The sequence below is a fragment of the Lutimaribacter marinistellae genome (genome assembly GCF_042648365.1).
Classification (GTDB): domain Bacteria; phylum Pseudomonadota; class Alphaproteobacteria; order Rhodobacterales; family Rhodobacteraceae; genus Lutimaribacter_A; species Lutimaribacter_A marinistellae.
Genome location: NZ_JBHRXI010000044.1, coordinates 40,653 through 57,865 on the forward strand (window position 1 = coordinate 40,653; position 17,213 = coordinate 57,865).

At 57.4% G+C, this 17,213-nt stretch carries 12 protein-coding genes; 5 read left to right on the top strand and 7 right to left on the bottom strand.

What is annotated here, in order from left to right:
• Window positions 1-121: 121 nt before the first annotated feature.
• From ACFORG_RS20650 to ACFORG_RS20665, 4 genes are all read right to left on the bottom strand, one after another.
• Window positions 122-1,309 (bottom strand): MFS transporter, encoded by a 1,188-nt coding sequence (locus tag ACFORG_RS20650; protein ID WP_386737465.1) that lies wholly within the window; start codon window positions 1,307-1,309, stop codon window positions 122-124.
• 74 nt (window positions 1,310-1,383) lie between these two features.
• Complete coding sequence (locus tag ACFORG_RS20655) at window positions 1,384-3,786, bottom strand: FG-GAP repeat domain-containing protein (RefSeq protein ID WP_386737466.1); 2,403 nt, start codon at window positions 3,784-3,786, stop codon at window positions 1,384-1,386.
• Window positions 3,787-3,845: 59 nt separating this feature from the next.
• A complete protein-coding gene (locus tag ACFORG_RS20660; RefSeq protein WP_386737467.1) occupies window positions 3,846-4,103 on the bottom strand; it encodes a hypothetical protein in 258 nt (85 codons plus the stop codon).
• A gap of 447 nt (window positions 4,104-4,550) precedes the next feature.
• Window positions 4,551-5,531 carry a sterol desaturase family protein gene (locus tag ACFORG_RS20665; protein WP_386737469.1) on the bottom strand — a complete coding sequence of 327 codons (981 nt, stop codon included), beginning with the start codon at window positions 5,529-5,531 and terminating at the stop codon, window positions 4,551-4,553.
• A 98-nt stretch (window positions 5,532-5,629) separates the two neighbouring features.
• Between ACFORG_RS20665 and ACFORG_RS20670 the strand changes: the two genes are divergently transcribed.
• The 4 genes from ACFORG_RS20670 to ACFORG_RS20685 all read left to right on the top strand — a co-directional run bounded on the left by ACFORG_RS20670 (window position 5,630) and on the right by ACFORG_RS20685 (window position 10,842).
• Window positions 5,630-6,550, top strand: a complete 921-nt coding sequence (locus ACFORG_RS20670) for a LysR family transcriptional regulator (protein WP_386737470.1) — start codon at window positions 5,630-5,632, stop codon at window positions 6,548-6,550.
• Between the two features lie 443 nt (window positions 6,551-6,993).
• Window positions 6,994-8,094, top strand: coding sequence for a TRAP transporter substrate-binding protein DctP (dctP, locus tag ACFORG_RS20675; RefSeq protein ID WP_386737471.1), 1,101 nt, complete (start codon window positions 6,994-6,996; stop codon window positions 8,092-8,094).
• 76 nt (window positions 8,095-8,170) lie between these two features.
• Entirely contained in the window at window positions 8,171-9,484 is a 1,314-nt protein-coding gene (locus ACFORG_RS20680; protein WP_386737472.1) for a TRAP transporter small permease subunit, read from the top strand.
• A gap of 2 nt (window positions 9,485-9,486) precedes the next feature.
• Window positions 9,487-10,842, top strand: coding sequence for a TRAP transporter large permease (locus ACFORG_RS20685; protein ID WP_386737473.1), 1,356 nt, complete (start codon window positions 9,487-9,489; stop codon window positions 10,840-10,842).
• A 156-nt stretch (window positions 10,843-10,998) separates the two neighbouring features.
• Here ACFORG_RS20685 and ACFORG_RS20690 read toward each other — a convergent pair whose 3' ends face one another.
• On the bottom strand, window positions 10,999-12,060 hold the full coding sequence (locus ACFORG_RS20690; protein WP_386737474.1) for an AraC family transcriptional regulator: 1,062 nt from the start codon (window positions 12,058-12,060) through the stop codon (window positions 10,999-11,001).
• A 189-nt stretch (window positions 12,061-12,249) separates the two neighbouring features.
• Between ACFORG_RS20690 and ACFORG_RS20695 the strand changes: the two genes are divergently transcribed.
• Window positions 12,250-13,149 carry a LysR family transcriptional regulator gene (locus ACFORG_RS20695; protein ID WP_386737475.1) on the top strand — a complete coding sequence of 300 codons (900 nt, stop codon included), beginning with the start codon at window positions 12,250-12,252 and terminating at the stop codon, window positions 13,147-13,149.
• Window positions 13,150-13,201: 52 nt separating this feature from the next.
• Here ACFORG_RS20695 and ACFORG_RS20700 read toward each other — a convergent pair whose 3' ends face one another.
• Window positions 13,202-14,779 carry a calcium-binding protein gene (locus ACFORG_RS20700; protein ID WP_386737477.1) on the bottom strand — a complete coding sequence of 526 codons (1,578 nt, stop codon included), beginning with the start codon at window positions 14,777-14,779 and terminating at the stop codon, window positions 13,202-13,204.
• A gap of 150 nt (window positions 14,780-14,929) precedes the next feature.
• The gene (locus tag ACFORG_RS20705) at window positions 14,930-16,855 is read right to left on the bottom strand and encodes a calcium-binding protein (RefSeq protein WP_386737478.1); all 1,926 of its coding nucleotides are present in this window, start codon (window positions 16,853-16,855) and stop codon (window positions 14,930-14,932) included.
• Between the last annotated feature and the right edge of the window lie 358 nt (window positions 16,856-17,213).

Genomic DNA, 17,213 nt, shown 5'->3' on the forward strand with positions numbered 1-17,213 from the left:
TGGTGGCCGATCACTTCAAATGTACTGATGGCGTCGAATGGCCCACTTGAAAACACTGCCGGTCCGATGGCCGGTTCAGTGGTAGGGCGTAGAGCTTGGTTCGATAAGGGATGTTCACGGTTCAGCCAAACTGGTTGTTCTTGATCAATGACCTCTGATGCATGATCGGTGCCATCGCACCCAGCGTCGTGAGCGCCAGGACGGTGAACGCGTATTCATGGGGCAGCGTGAACAACAACGCTCCTCCGATGATTGGCCCCAGCAGCTTGCCCATGTTGCGCATACCGCCAACGATGCCAAAGGCGAAGCCGGTCGCGTCGGTCCCAGCCGCGCGCGCGATCATGGCCATCGCTGCTGGATGATAGGCACCGTTCCCAATGCCTATCGAGATTGCGACCAGCATCAGCAAGTCAGCGGATTTCGCCGACGGAACCATCACCAGTGCCGCGGCCATCAGTGCAAGACCTGCCATGGCCACCTTTTCGGGAGCGCGCAAGCGGTCGGCCAGGCGTCCGGCGAGGGGGCGGGTGGCTGCCATAGCCATCTCCTGAACCGACAGAAAGACGCCAGCGGAAAGCGGCGTTCCTCCTTGCGCAAGGATCATCAGTGGCAGGAAGGTTTTGACAGCGTAGAGCCCGACTCGGGATGACATCTCGACCAATCCGAAGCCCAGCAAGGGACGATTGCGTGTCAGTAACGATGGCAGCTCGGAAATTTGGTACGTTGCGGAATGCTTCTTTGCCGCGTTTCTTGGTCCCGTTCGCAATGAAAGAACCGGAATGTATGCCAATACAGCAATCAGGCTTGTGCAGGCATAAACTTGTGGCGCGGATACGTAACTCAATAGAAGGCCACCAATTAGTGGGCCGAGTATGTATCCGCCAGTGCGCGAAAGTCCGAACCAGCCGAACAATTCGGCCTTGGGGCCCGCGTCCAGATCGGCGATGAATGCCAGCGTAACCGGACCGTAAATTGCGGTGGCAAGGCCGTGCAGCAGGCGCAGTGCTACAAGGTCTTCGGTCGTTGTGACGCCGGAATACAGCAGTGGTGTAAAGGCAAACAACGCCGTTCCGAGCATCAGCCATATCCAGCGTCCGTAACGATCCGAAAGCATGCCAAAAACCGGTTTTGACAACATGCCCGTAAGTGTCGAAACAGAAACGATGGCCCCCAGAATAACTTCATTGGCGCCCAGTTGATCTGCGAAGACAGGCAATACCGGCGATTTGCCCGCCATGTATGCCGTACGCACTGCAAAATCCGCGAGGAACAAGGCGGCAAACGCGGAAAGAACGCTGGTTCGATGCATCAAAGCACTGCTCTCTCCAGAGAACGCACCATGACTGGAGCGTTCTCATTTGCGTGTTTCAACAAGCGGGAGCGTCAGATAATGATGCCGACATAAACCCCGGCATTACCGAAGCCAACGATATCGGCTCGGCCATCACCGGTGACGTCCGCCATCATCCTCGGGTGCATGTTTACGCGCCAGCCGCCAGCGTCATAGCCAAAGTTGTCGACGATCCGCTTTGGTGGGTTGAAGGTGCCGTCTCCATTCGATGTCGCCACATAAACTCCGGCGTTTCCAAAGCCGACGATGTCGGCACAGCCGTCGCCGGTCGTGTCGGCCATGAAACGCGGATGCATGTTTGCGCGCCAACCGCCTGCACTGTAGCCGAAATTCGTGACTGCGAGCTGTGGTGTCGCATATGAACCATCGGGATTGGCAAGCGAGACGTAAACGCCTGCATTCCCAAAACCGATGATGTCGGCCCGACCATCACCAGTAACATCAGCCATCATCCTGGGATGCAGGTTTGTACGCCAGCCTCCGGCGACGTAGCCGAAATTATCGACCACCCTTACAGGTGCGGCAAAGCTGCCATCAGCCTGCGCGCGTGACACATAGACCCCGGCATTGCCGAACCCGACGATGTCGGCCCGACCGTCGCCAGTCGTGTCGGCCATCATGCGCGGATGCCTGTCGACCCGCCAGCCTCCAGCATTGTAGCCAAAATTGTCAACGACGCGGTGCACCGGGCCGTAGTTGCCTGTCGCGTCGGCGCGCGCGACATAAACACCTGCATTGCCAAACCCGACGATATCGGCTCGACCGTCGCCTGTCGTGTCGGCCATTATCCGCGGGTGCCGGTCCACTCGCCACCCGCCAGCATCGTGGCCGAAATTGGCCACTTCGAGTGAGGGCGGAGCAAAGCTACCTGTCGCCTGCGCGCGCGCAACATAGACGCCGGCATTACCGAAGCCAACGATATCGGCGCGCCCGTCACCGCTGGTATCTGCCATGACCCTAGGATGGCGTTCCACACGCCAGCCGCCTGCATTGTAGCCGAAATTGTCAACCACCCGTACCGGTGCAGCAAAGCTGCCGCCTGGCTGCGCACGCGAGACATAGACGCCCGCATTGCCGAACCCGACGATATCGGCGCGACCGTCCCCGGTGGTGTCAGCCATCATCCGGGGATGCATGTTCACGCGCCATCCCCCTGCGTTGTAGCCGAAATTGTCGACAACACGATTGACCGGGAGGGTATCCACGGCAGAATAGCGCACCGCCCTCGGCAACACGTCGGCACCGGTTTCGCCGCCTTCTTGCGTCAAACCTGAGGCGACCCAAGAAGTCGTATTCGGCACATCAGCGCGACAGTTTATGTAGTCGCCCCAGCGTCCCGCGTTCGGCGCGTTCGATCCAAGCCTAGAATAGCGGTTGGGCCAACTGTTGTTCCCGTCATCGTAAACGCCGACGACATGCCCGGGATTGCGGGTTCCTCCGCCGAAATACGCTGCGAAACCAAGAGAGTTGACACTGTTGTAGCATACAGCCGGGTAGGCCCATGCACCATCATTCGACCAGATGTCCGGCTGGTTGATGACCGATTTGTCGCTCTCGCGAATGCGGACCACCTTGCAATACGCGTTCGGTCGATTGCCGCCGCTCCCGGCCGTCCAGGCAAAAGAGATTTGACCGCCGCCCATGCTTCCGGCGGTGATCCGTGGATCACACCGAGCCAGCCAGTTCACGCCATTCGGAGCGGTCGAGGAGATGTTTCCGGACCAGTTGTCGACGTCGATGTCCCACTGACTGATAGAGTTGCCACTGTCCGGCCACGAAAACAGCCTGATCTGGGAAGTCGAATTGTGGCTGGCAAAATACATCTCTCCAGACGGAACCGCGTGTTGGGTCAGCCGCAAGGAGCCGTTGTTTGTCGTGTCCCACCATCCAAAACCAAGATTTCCACCGGTCTCTAACGTGTCGAGTGGGAAGCGCATGACCACCGCACGCTGCCACTGGTCCGAATTGTTGAAAACGTTGAAAGTGACGTAAAGATGGTCTGCTGAAAGCGCGGCGTCGGGATAGTCGAACCAGACATCGTCCCAAGTCGTGTCCAGTGTTGTTGGCGCGATGTCCCACCAGTACCAACCACCGGTCGCAAAATCTGCGTCGCGCGATATCACGATGCGGAACACGTTCGTGCCCGTTGCCGTTTTCACGTACTGCTTTATCCAAATCCAGATGTCTCTCCGGGCGTCGAACAGCGTCAGTTGATCGCAACAGAACCCACCGGCCGCCGAAGGGGTTGTCGTGTATGGATTAACGTAAGTCCAATTGGCGCCGCTATCGGTCGAACGGCTGGCATACCAATTCCCGGTTACGAAAAGCCGTGTGCCGTTGGTCGCGACCGACGGTTCTCCGACTTGAGATGTGGCACCCGAGGTCGCGGCGTCGTTCAACGGCAGGTTCGCGGAAATGAGAATATCTTTCGGCATCACCAAACTCCTTGAAAATCAATGGTTTCCATCCGTGCCAAAATTCGTGGCATCAAACCTTAGGAAGGATCCGTTGGTCCAATCTCCTCTTCTTCGTCAGCGCGCTCTAAAGCAGCGGGACTGGCCTCACCTTCCGGCAGGGGCGGGCCAGCTTGCTTGCGGGTCTCAGATATGCGGGCGTTCATCGCTTCGTAATCGGGAGGAACGAATTCCGCAGCCAAGGCCGGCGTGGAATCCTGCTTCTGGCTTTGCCCGGCCTGGGCCGAGTTGGTCCCTGAGACTGCGTCCGGTTCTCGGGTATCGTCGTCATCGGCCATATCAATTTCCTTTTGCTGACGATTTCAAATGGATTGACGAGGCACAGCCCTTTTGGACCCTCGCATTGAAAAACGGGCTTCAACAGCGTCGCTGCGGACATTCTTCGATGCCAAGCCTGCACAATTGATCTTGTTCTGGCATGGTCAGGCCAATCTGCCCTACCGATGCACAGCATTCCCGAACCGGCGCAACGTTAAATTACTTCACGTCGATTCCGCGTTGTGGGCGGAAGCAGCCTCTGTCAGACGTCGAAGCCCCATGGCAACCAGAATAGAGTAATTTCTGGGATTCTTCAACCCAAAGCTTCACCCCGTCCGCGTCGCCCAATGGGTTATCCATTCGTGCTAGCTCGAATGCTTCCCAGAATTGCTGGCGATGGCCCTCTAGGCATTCGGATGCGTGCGGCACCCTTTTCGGTGGCTGAATTGACTAGCGGAAGCTGATCGTCACCGCCCCATCAACCTCTGGCGTCGGGCTTGCATCTTGGTGTTCGCAGCGACAGTTCCATCGTGAAAAGACCCGAACCATTTGTCCCAAGGAATCTCGAGGCTGCCGTAATTGCACTCGAAATACCGGTGATGCATCTGGTGATGGAATGTACCGAGAGCGAGGCGGTTCCTGTCATTGATCAACAGGCCCTGGAACCCGGTATGGGTCGTGATGGCCGTCAGGAAATAGTACTGCAGGTGGAAGAGGATGTGGAGTGGGTGCGCACCGATGAAAACGTGCACGAAAACCGATCCCAGAAAGATGAACTGCTCAACCGGATGCATGGACATTCCCGACCACGGTCCGACATTGATGTTTCGGTGATGGAGCGAATGCACGTGCTTGTAGAGGTACGGGAAATGGAGAGCGCGGTGTATGATGTAGAAGTAGAAACTCTCCCAGATCGGGATCAGGAAAAAGACGGCAACGAACCATACTGGGGTGTCGTCAAACGTGACCAGCCGAATGTAGCCGTTGGACAGAGCCCAGAACATCACCACTTCGAACGCTGTCCAGATGACGACACCAGTTCCCAAGGTCCAGAACATGTTGTCGCGAACCTGGCCACCCAAGGTGAATTGCTTTCCGTTTACCATCAGGGGGCGTGGATCGAACTTCATCTTCTGGCCCTGTGCGGAGTAGGTGTAAAACCACAGGTGCAGTGAGCCAGCGACCAGAAGCGTAAGCATGACATTGCGCACATACATTTGTGCGATCCAGCCGATCTCAAACTCCTGGACAGTTTCGAGCGATGGCTGGAACCAGACATAGCACACCACAGAGATACCAAGGATGATCAGCTTTTCGGTGATCAGAAACCACGAATTCCATACCCATTTGACCATCTCGACCGGGTTGAGTGGCCATATGAAAAAGGGCGAGGTCTTCAATGGGACTTCAGGCAGGTAGTTCCATCCTCTGAGTTGCTCGTCAGACATATCGCTGTGCTCCAGATCGTTGAGCAGAGGTTGACACAAGTGCCTTCCTACAACAAACAGAATGAATAGATGAGTTACGTCGGAAAAACAGATTTAGAATGGCGATCTCACTCAAATCGATGCGGTATTTCTGTACTGCAGTAAATCGTGGGAGCATTTCGCAGGCTGCCGAGGAACTGAACATTGCAGCCTCGGCGGTTTCGGCAGCGATCGACCAAGTAGAGCAAACACTCGACCTCACACTTGTCACCCGGCAACGCTCTCGCGGGATCGAAGCCAACGCAAGCGGGCGACAGATCACCCGAAAATTCGAGCGCCTTCTCGAAGACTATCAGTCGATCCTGTCGGAAGGAGCGGACCTGAAACAGGCTTTGGGTGGCGAATTGCGGGTCGGATACTATGCTCCTGTCGCGCCCGCTTTTTTGCCCGAAATTTTTTCAAGCTTTCTTCCACCAGAGAACGATGCTCTGCTTCATCTCGAGGAATGCGACAACGATGCCGCGCAGGATGGGCTTCTCAAAGGGGCGTACGATGTCATTCTGTTCGCAAGCGAGGGTGCTCAGGCTGCCATCGAATTCGACGTTTTGATCAAGGCACCGGCATATTGTCTCTTGCCCGCGTCGCATCCGTTGGCCCGCCGTGCCAGCGTGAGTATGGCCGAAATTGCGAAAGAGCCACTGGTTGTCCTCGACCGGCCGGTCGTATCGTCTTACTACCATAGATTGTTCGAAGGGGTAACTAATGAGATCAGGGTGGCGGCCTATGCCAACTCGACCGAGATGGTCCGCAGCCTTGTCAGTGCCGGGCACGGTTGTGCGGTGCTGAATATGCGACCTTTGACGGCCACGTCCTATAGTGGCAAGGCCTTGGTCAGCCTACCAATTCGCGATCCGCTCCCGCCTTTGACACTGGCCATAGCCTACGATCGGTCTCGGCCCAGGCGCATTGTTCGACATTTTGTTGATGCTTGCCTTGGTTATTTTGCGGCAAAAGGTAAGGACCGTTGCATTGTCGAGTAGGTTCTTGCAGCGCGTAGGGTGCAATCGGCAAGCCAAGCCGTTCCGAGTAGGTCGGTAGTGCAATACGGATCCAGTGCCACCACGCTCAAGAAGGTGCCGAACCAGGTACGCGTGGGAGGCTGCGTTCAAGGAATCCTCAGCCTCGGCTGATCCTTGATGCCATGGCGCGTTCGGAGGAGTTCATGGCAGACGAGGAATAGCACCAACCGACACATCTTGTCTTAATTTATTGAAAAATATTAAAAAACTAGGTGCCAGCAGAGCGCGGTTCAGATGAAAATAGGGCGCTTGGACCCATCCGCCAAGATACCCATAGCGGACTAATCCACGAAATCGGCAAAAAAATGTTACCAATTCCGTCGCGTCACGCTAACGTAACGTTGGCCTGTGCGACCGGAGCCACTCGTTCCGCTGCATCACGGGTCAAAATTGGGAGGAGAAACATGATCAAGAAGATCACCACGCGCCGCGGTGCGCTGCGGACGTTTGCCGGTGCAGGTGCTGCCACACTCGCAGCGCCTCATATCGCGTCGGCGCAGGGTCAGACGACCACATGGAAAATTCAGACAAGCTGGCCCGGCGGCGCTGGCCTCCAGATTTTCAAGGACTGGTGTGCCACGATCGAAGAAAAGACCGGAGGAGAACTCGCGTTCCAACCCTTTGGTGCCAATGACGTCGTCGGCGATTTCCAGCTTTACGACGCTGTGAAAAACGGTGTGCTGGAAGCGGTGAACCCGTTCACAATCTACGCGCAAGGCATCATTCCGGCGGCGACGTTCCTAACTTCGATTCCGCTGGGCCTGCGTAACCCGCACGAATTCGACGTGTTCTACTACGGGCTTGGCGGTATCGATATCGCGCGCGAACTCTATGCTGCCCAGGGGCTGCATTTCGTCGGTCCGGTCCATCACGGTCCGAACATCATCCATTCCAAGGTGCCGATCCGGTCGATCGATGACTTTGCCGGCCGCAAGATGCGATTGCCGGGTGGTATGGTCGCCGAAATCTTTACGGCTATCGGGGCCGAAACCACGGTTCTTCCGGGGTCCGAGATCTTCCCGGCGCTCGAGAAGGGCACCATCGACGTGGCCGACTATGTGGGACCGGCCGTGAACTATGCGCTCGGTTTCAGCCAAGTGACAGACTACATCGTTATGGGGCCGCCGGGTTTCATGTCGCTTTACCAGCCTGTCGACATCATGGACATCACCGTCGGCCAGGCCGCATGGGATGCGCTGTCGCCGCAGATGAAGCAGTTCGTCGAAATGGAAACCCACGTCTACTCCGACATGCACCACGCCGCCATTCAGGCGGCCGACCAAGAGGCATGGACCAAGTTCGAGGAAGACGGCACCGAGGTGACCCGCCTGACGCAGGACGACGTGGAATTGATGACCGAGGTCGCGGTGCCGATCTGGTTCGATTACGCAAATCGTGATCCGCAGGCTGCACGTGTGTTCAAGATTCAGCTCGACTACATGATGTCGGGATCTTTGGGTTATGTTGATCCATCCCTGACGCAGGATCTCGAACTGAAGCTCTGACAGCTAAAAATTGGCCGCCCGGTGCGACGCGCCGCCGGGCGGCCTATCCCATAATAACAAATCGAAGAGGGCCGGTATGCCGGGACTCAGCTTTACGCTGCCGCATTGGCTGTACTGGGTGGGATTGATCGTGTTTCCCATAGTGGCGATGGTTCTGTCCCGTCGTCCGCAGCCGCAAGAAAAACGCTATACCCTGCCATTGGCCTACATGATTACAGTGACCGGCGGCATTATCGGGCTTCACCGGTTCTATGTTAAAAGCCTTTTGGGCTTCGTTTTCATTCCGGTCTTCCTGTTCGTTCTCTATGCGAACGGGCAAACGCAGGACGCTCGAACCGTTCTTTCGAACTACGCCAACCAGTTACGCGTTGCGGAACGTGTGCTCGAACGCGAAGAGGATCGGGTCGAAGAGGCGCGCTCGGAGTTGTCGGAGCTGCAAGCCGCGGTGACCGAAGCGGAAGAGGGGTCTTTTGCGAAGAAAAGCGCGGAACGCCGGCTGAAGCGCGCCGAAGAAACGATCGAGAAGGGCGCCGCACGTCTGGAAGAGGCGCGATCCGATCTGGAAGAATTCACCCCGCTGCGGGACGAAGCCGCGGATGCGCGCGCTTTCTGGGACAATGCTGCAGGATATGCCTTCTACCTCATTCTTGCGCTTCTGTTGATAGACTTCATCCTGCTGCCGGGGTTGGTGAGACGCGCGAACGAAAGCCTGCCTGCTCACGAAGAGATTTCCGAGGCAGAAAAGGCGCTGGCTGCCGCCGAGGCGGAAGAAGGGCCGAAACATGACTCGGAATACGCCCAGAACTGGATTGACCGGCTGTCTCTGTTTTGCGGCGAGTTCGTAGCCTATTGGGCCGTCATCGCCGTCTTCGTCTATTACTACGAGGTGATCGCACGCTACGTGTTCGGTTCGCCTACGAACTGGGCGCATGAAGCGATGTATCTGATGTTCGGTATGCAGTACCTGATCGCCGGCGCTTACGCCATGCTGACGGAAAGCCACGTTCGGGTCGATATCTTCTACGCGCCGCTTTCCAAACCAAAGAAGGCTTGGGTCGACCTGCTGACGTCGATCTTTTTCTTCATCTTCGCAGGTACCTTGCTTGTGACCTCATGGATTTTTGCCATGGACGCGATCGCCGTTCCGTCTGGCAACTCGATCGTCTCCGACTGGGCGCGCGGTCAGGTTTCGCTTGGTGAAATGATTGCCGGCTTTGGTCTCGACCAATGGTCAGATCCAAACATCCGTTGGGGTGAAATCAGCTTCAACGAATGGGAGGTCCCGTTGTGGCCAATGAAGTGGGTGATGGTCATGGGGGCTCTGCTACTGATCCTTCAGGGCATTTCGAAACTGTCCAAAGACATCCGTGAAATCGCGCGGGGGAACTGAGCATGGGTATTGACATCGGAATCGAGCTTCTCTCGCTCATCATGTTCGGTTCACTTCTGGTCCTGCTAATGGCGGGCCTTCCACTGGCCTTCGTCACGGGAGGGCTTGCTTGCGTTTTCCTGTTCCTTTTGGGGGATGCCCGAGCGCTGAACATCGTCCCCAGCCGTATTTTCCCTTTGATGACCAACTATCAGCTTTCGGCAATTCCGCTTTTCATATTCATGGCGGCTATGCTGGAGCGGGCCGGCATCATCAACGACATGTTCGATGTGATCTACAAGGTTCTGGGGGGTGTCAAAGGTGGCTTGGCCTCGGCCACGATCATCGCATCGACGATCCTTGCCGCCATGGTCGGCGTGATCGGCGCGGCAGTCGTCACCATGGGGATCATCGCGTTGCCCGCGATGCTCAAGCGCCACTATGACCCCAAGATCGCCATGGGTTCGATCATGGCAGGCGGTACGCTGGGTATCTTGATTCCCCCTTCGATCCTGGCAATCATTTACGCGGTCGTCGCCGAGCAATCGGTCGGTGAGTTGTTCATCGGGGCGGTTTTCCCCGGCCTTCTGCTTTCCGGCATGTACATTCTTTATGTTTCCGCCCGCTGCTACATCAATCCCGTACTGGGGCCCGCGATCCCGATGGAAGAGCGTGTCTCGAACGCGGAAAAGGTTCGCTTGGTGGGCAAGATGGCCGCGCCAATCACGCTTGTCGTGGTGGTGCTGGGTATCATCTTCTCGGGGGTCGCGACGCCGGTGGAAGCTGCCGGAATCGGTACATTCGGAGCTTTCGTCGTTGCCGCCATCCACCGAAAACTGGATTGGCCTACTATTCGCGAGGCCTGCACCACGACGCTAAAGGCTTCGGCAATGGTCATCTGGATAATGTTCGGTGCCACCATTTTCGTCGGCCTTTACGTTCTCGAGGGCGGCCAACAGTTCGTACAGGATGCTCTGGCGTCAACGGGCCTCGGACCTTGGGGCATTCTGATCCTCATGCAGATCCTGCTTGTGGTTCTCGGGATGTTTCTGGATTGGGTCGGTATCCTGTTGCTCTGCGTTCCGATTTTCGTGCCGATCATAAAGGCTTTGGGTGCGGCTGCGTTCGGGCTCTCCAACCCTGAGGATCTCGTGCTGTGGTTCGGTGTGCTCTACCTGGTGAACATGCAGATGAGCTTCCTGTCGCCTCCATTCGGATATGCACTGTTCTACCTCCGCGGTGTGGCTCCGGACTCGATCCCGATGACTGACATCTTCAAGTCCGCCTTGCCGTTTCTTGCCCTACAGGTGTTCGGGTTGGTCCTGTGCATGCTCTTTCCACAGATCATCACGTGGCTGCCCAGGCTGGTGTATGGCTAACTCCGTCGGGAGACCGCCGCGCCAAGTAGGTCAGGCGGTCTCTCCAATTGCCATGTGATACTGGGTCTGTCGCGATGCAGTGTTATGATTGGTTCGGTTAGAAAACCGGTCCTCACAAAGGCGTATGACCATTTTCGTGCCGACGCTCTCTATCTCTCAGTGTTTGGCCCTGTACCGGCTTGGCGGATCTCCAGTCCAATTTCTGAATGCGCGGGTGAACGCGCTTGAATCTTGGTAGCCCATCAGGAACGCTACCTCGGTCAGTTGCATGGCACCTTCTTTCAGCAGGCGTTTCGCCATGCTCCTTTTGTAGTTAAGTGCTATTTCGGAAAAACTGGTGCCGTACTCGCCGAGGCGTCGAGAGAGCGTGCTCACGCTCATGCCAAGGGCTTGAGCGACCTCTTTCTGGGTTGCCATTCCCGATGACAGCCTTCGGGCGATCTCGTTCTCGACATCCACTGGCAAGGATCGGTTATAGCGTGATGCCTCTTGCAGGGCATGTTCGCAGCAACGACGCAAGACTTTATGAAGTTCGTCATCGGCCGTGATCAACGGAACAGTCAGATCAGGCTTGCTGATCTTCACCCGGTTACTGTCGGAGCCGAAGACGATCTCGCAGCCGAGATAGCGTTCCATATCCGCAGTGTTTCTGGACCGAATGTGTCTAAGCTCGATCCTTTCCGGGCGGATCTTGCGGTTGGTCCAGTTTCTAAGCGAACGCACGGTCCCAGCCACCTGAAACTCGATGTATTGCCGTCTGTGAACGGAATGCGGCACATTGTAGTACCATTCCCAGATACCGTCCGAGTGCAGCCTCGTGGTGTCGATTTCCAGAGCATCGCCGATTATCCTCTGATACCGGCCGAGATTGACAAGAAAATCCGAGATTGTCGGAGCTGAAAGGCCGACATATGCGATGAGACCTGCGCGACGCGACTCCCGTTGGGTGCCACACCTGAAGCCAAACAGGTCATCTCCGACAAGGTCGGCGGCCCTTTCAAACAACAACACCAGGTCTTGGAATAATAGCCTTGGGTCATCACCTGCAAGTCTTCGCAGGTCAATCCCGGTGTTGCCTACCACTTGCGCTTCTGTGAAGCCGCGCGCTTTCAGCTCTTCCAGCAGCAGCTTTCCCCAAATCGCGCTGTGCTCAGGCGGCTGATCGAAGGGCGATATCGACATGAAAAGAACTGCAAAGAGTTTGATGCCGTATGTCAAGCAACTTGTCTTGGACTGATTACGTAAGGTGCGAGCGATGAGCACCAAGGCCCGGTCATTATCCGAGGTTCGGTCTGCGGCCAGCCCGCAGGCGTGATGGTGTTTCGGCTTTCAATGAAATCGCAGGGAACGGGTAAGGCTTGCTTGGCCTTTGAAAGGATCCCGGCTTGCGCGCTTTGGGAGGAGAAAATGGACCGTTTCACTGAAATGGAATCCGTCGCAAGCGTGGTAGACCATGGCGGGTTTACTGACGCGGCGAAAAAGTTGGGTGTGTCTAAGTCATATGTTTCAAAGCACGTGGCCAATCTCGAAGCGCGGCTCGGGGCGCGGTTGCTGAACCGTACCACGCGCAAGGTATCACCGACCGAGATTGGCATGGCCTATTATGAGCGCGCCAGAAGGGTATTGAACGACGCCGGTGATGCCGATGCAATGGTCTCGGCAATGCAGAGCGCTCCTGCTGGCATATTGCGTATCGCGGTGGACACAGATTTCGGGGTAAGCCGCGTCGTTCCGATCCTTCCCGAATTTCTCGACGCTTTCCCACAAATCCAGACGGATCTGGTGCTCAAGAACCGTCACGTGGAATTGATCTCGGAAGGGTTCGATATGGCCATCCGCTGCGGTGATCTGGAAGACAGCACGTTACGCGGCCGCAAGATTGCGACCTTCTCGAAACGTCTGATCGCGGCGCCTTCCTATCTTGAACGCCATGGCTACCCGCAAAGGATAGGAGACCTCAACGATCACAAGCTACTGAACTACTCGAACCGGGGGATGTCCTGCGTTTGGAAGATCCCGATTTCCAGCGGTCAAACGCGTGAGGTACGCGTTCCCGGTTGGCTGAGCGTCAATGACGGGCAATCGCTGCTGCGGGCCGCGATAGCCGGGCTTGGTATCGCATACTTGCCGAGCTTTCTCTATGCCAATGCCATGAAGCAGGGGCTGGTGGTGGACGTCATGCCAATCCTTCCGGTTGAATCGCAGAGTGTATTTGCCGTTTATCCGCCTGGCCGCTTCACTCCGCCCAATGTCCGGGCGCTCATCGATTTCCTCGTTCACAAGTTCGGCAAAGGTGCCGAGTGTTGACCGAGCAAGGTGCAAGTCATGCGGTGGCAAAGACGCTGAACGTGTCACGTAGTCAGAAGATGAAATCCCCCGCGGTCAGGTTTGCGGCAGTTTCGGTGATCAGCAGGATCTGGTCGCCCGCGCCGTAGTCGATGCGCACGTCGGCACCGACCTGGGTGATGGTCAGCGCGGCGTAGTTGGCGGCCCCGGTCAAGAACTGGATCTTGTCGACACCGTCATTGTAGTCGAGGATCGTGTCGTTGCCGTTGCCCGACCAGAACTGGAACACGTCGGCGCCGAGCCCGCCGCGCAGCGTGTCGTCGCCCTTGTTCCCGGCGATGGTGTCGTTGTCCCACATGCCGTTGATCGAGTCGTCGCCGTCCCAGCCCCAGAGCACGTCATTGCCGAAATCGCCGATAATCTCGTTGTCGTTGTCATCCCCGTAAAGCGAGTCGTCGAAGGTCGACCCGTAGAGATCCTCGATCGAGATGTAGCTGTCGCCATAGGCGATGCCGGTGTTGTTGGCCGGGTTCTGAAGGCTTGCGAAGACGCCGGTCAGCTGGGCGTTGTAGTAGGAGGCCCGGTCCTGTCCCTCGCCGCCGTCGAGAACGTCGCGGCCCGCGCCGCCCAGGATCGTATCATTGCCCGCCTCGGCATAGACGCGGTCCCAACCTGAATTGGCGCTGAGGTAATCGTCGCCATCGCCGCCAAGGATCGTGTCCGATCCACCGCGACCGAAAATGTAATCGCCGCCTCCCTCGCCATCGAGCACGTTGGCGCCGCCATTCCCACGCAACCGGTTCGACAGGTCGTTGCCCACCCCCGTGAGATCGTCCGCGCCCAGAAGGGTCAGTTCCTCGAGGTTGTCGGCCAAGTCCCAAGACACTGCCGCTTCGACCGTATCTGTTCCTTCGTCTACCAATTCGACAAGTACGAGCGTAGGGTCATCCACAACAAAGCGGTCATCGCCCAGGCTGCCACGCACTTCGCCGTGCACCGTTCCGCCGCGCCCGTCAAACAGATCGTCACCCCAGCTCAGTTGCACATGCCCGAACAACATCCCGATATTGTAGACTGCGTCTGCGGCGCGCGACCCCATGAACGACCGGTCGGAACTCAGGATCTCACCACTGTTATAAAGAATAGTGCCTCCCGTCTGATCGACTTCACCAGTATACACCGCCGAACTGCCGCCGTTGATGACACCGGAATTCTCGATGCGGACTGTACTGTTGCCGGAATTGGCAAATAGGCCGTTCCCTTCCATCACCCCTGTATTGGTGACGTTGATGGATACACCTCCATCGGAATGTGAGAGATCCATGAAGGCGTAATCGGCGCGCACATGCCCCGCATTATGGATGGAGATGAAATTTTCGGCACTGACAGAAATGCCTTCACTGTCCTCGGAACCGATGTAAGCGTCCGGGCCGATATCGATGCCTATTCCATGGCCAGATGTGTGTTCCACGGCATGAAAACCGACGCCTCTTGCAAGGACCGTCCCAAGGATGGTCATGTCGACGGATCCGCTGGACGTGATCGCATTAGCCCCGGATGTCAGGATCGTTCCGTCCCGTCCGACGAAGCCTCTCTGGCCATCTGTCAGGGTTTGGGCCGTCGTGGTATATCCAGTGATAGAAAACGTCATGGTGACTTCCTCCCAATTGATACGATCCTTCGTAAAGCGCTTTTGCGCCTTTCGTCGTCATGCGGGGCCGGTTTGGCGCGCTTGACCAAGCCGTCTGTTGTTGGCGCACAATGGGCACCGGTAGGTTGCTACGCGTCGGCGCAATAGTCCTCAAAAAATGAAATCCCCCGCGGTCAGGTTTGCGGCGGTTTCGGTGATCAGCAGGATCTGGTCGCCCGCGCCGTAGTCGATGCGCACGTCGGCACCGACCTGGGTGATGGTCAGCGCGGCGTAGTTGGCGGCTCCGGTCACGAACTGGATCTTGTCGACACCGTCATTGTAGTCGAGGATCGTGTCGTTGCCGTTGCCCGACCAGAACTGGAACACGTCGGCGCCGAGCCCGCCGCGCAGCGTGTCGTCGCCCTTGTTCCCGGCGATGGTGTCGTTGTCCCACATGCCGTTGATCGAGTCGTCGCCGTCCCAGCCCCAGAGCACGTCATTGCCGAAATCGCCGATGATCTCGTTGTCGTTGTCATCCCCGTAAAGCGAGTCGTCGAAGGTCGACCCGTAGAGATCCTCGATCGAGATGTAGCTGTCGCCATAGGCTATTCCGGTGTTGTTGGCCGGGTTCTGAAGGCTTGCGAAGACGCCGGTCAGCTGGGCGTTGTAGTAGGAGGCCCGGTCCTGTCCCTCGCCGCCGTCGAGAACGTCGCGGCCCGCGCCGCCGAGCAGGGTGTCGTTGCCCGCCTCGCCGCGGATGATGTCCCAGCCGGAGTTGCCGCTGATGAAGTCATCGCCATCGCCGCCCAGCATCGTGTCCGAGCCGCCGCGGCCGTACATGTAGTCGGTCTCGCCGCCGCCATCCATGCGGTTGGAGCCCATGTTGCCGCGCAGCCGGTTCGACAGGTCGTTGCCGTCCCCGTTAATATCGTCGCCACCGAGCAGGGTCAGCTCTTCGAACCAATCGCCCAGTTCGTACGAGACAGCGGCCTCGACCGTATCGGTGCCTTCTCCGTCATACTCGATCAGCGAAGTTGTCGCGTCGTCGATGCGGTACAGGTCGTCACCGTCGCCACCAAGGACATCGCCGATCACCTGGCCGCCGAGACCGTCGAAGACATCGTTGGCATCATGCAGTTCGATATCGCCGTTGATGATACCGGCATTGGTAACCGAGTCCTCGGCGTCGGCGCCGACGACACGTCCGACGATCAGGCCGGTGTTAACGAGTTCGAGCGCAACCTTGGTGCCATCGACATATTCCTCTTCGTATCCCGGAAGTGTGTCAGGCGGTTCGGTCGGGTTCCCGGCAGGGTCAAGACCCACGCCGATCCCGTCCTGAAGCATATGCGCGCTGATGGTGCCCGAGTTCATGACGTTGAGCTGGTAGGGCAGGTCGGATGTCGTGTTGAACCACGGGTATTCGCGCAGGATCCCGTTGAAGCCCGATACGTTACCGGAGTTCATGATGTAGGCGTCGCCAGCCTGAACGACATGGATGCCCGAATAGTAAGGGCTCCAGTTGCCGCCCGAAATCGTTCCGGTATTGGTGACGAAACTCTGGCCCTCGTCATCCGCGTTGTTGATGCGCATGCCGTTTTGGTGCCCGTTGATCGTGCCATGGTTGACGGCATTGATATGGTTTACCGAGCCGTCGCTATCCGCGGTGGCAAGGACGACACCGCTGTTATTCAGGCCGGTAATCGTGCCAAGGTTCGAAAAGTCTATTTGGGCCTTGAACACGTTCACGCCGTTGCCCGCGCCCTCGATCGCACCGAGGTTGTTGAAGTCAAAGGTTCCCTGGCCACCGGCAATGTTGACGGCATCGGCCTCGACGCTGTGCACCAGGGCCCGCGTACCAACCGAAAGGTCAACCGAGCCGAGCCTGTTGATGAAGACACCGGTGTTCTCGGCGACCACGGTTCCCTGCACGTTCACGTTCATATGCGAGGTTTGGGGCGTATAGCCGTGCGTCAGCCCGTTGCCGGTCGCGACCTCGACATTGTGGTTGTAGGGCAGGTAGTAGCTCGTACCCGAGCCCACGGCCCCCGGCATCGTGTATGTCACGAATTGGCTTGGAATTGTTACGAAAGGCATTGTCTTTCCTCCTGAGCAATGTGGTACTCAAAATGCGGGTGAAACTGCCCCAACCCGCCGGGCTGCCCGGGAGCGATTGAAATGTGTCGCCTCCCGGGGCGCAAAAAAACAAAAAGGTCTGGGTTCTTCCGGCTTCGCGTTCCCCTTCTCGGATTCGAGGCGGGCTTGGCCGGTTGAAGTAATGCATCCAATGTACACCTGACGCTGGCCCGAGTCAGGGAATTGTTCACACAAGCGAGAGGAAGGGCTAAAAAATGAAATCCCCCGCGGTCAGGTTTGCGGCAGTTTCGGTGATCAGCAGGATCTGGTCGCCCGCGCCGTAGTCGATGCGCACGTCGGCACCGACCTGGGTGATGGT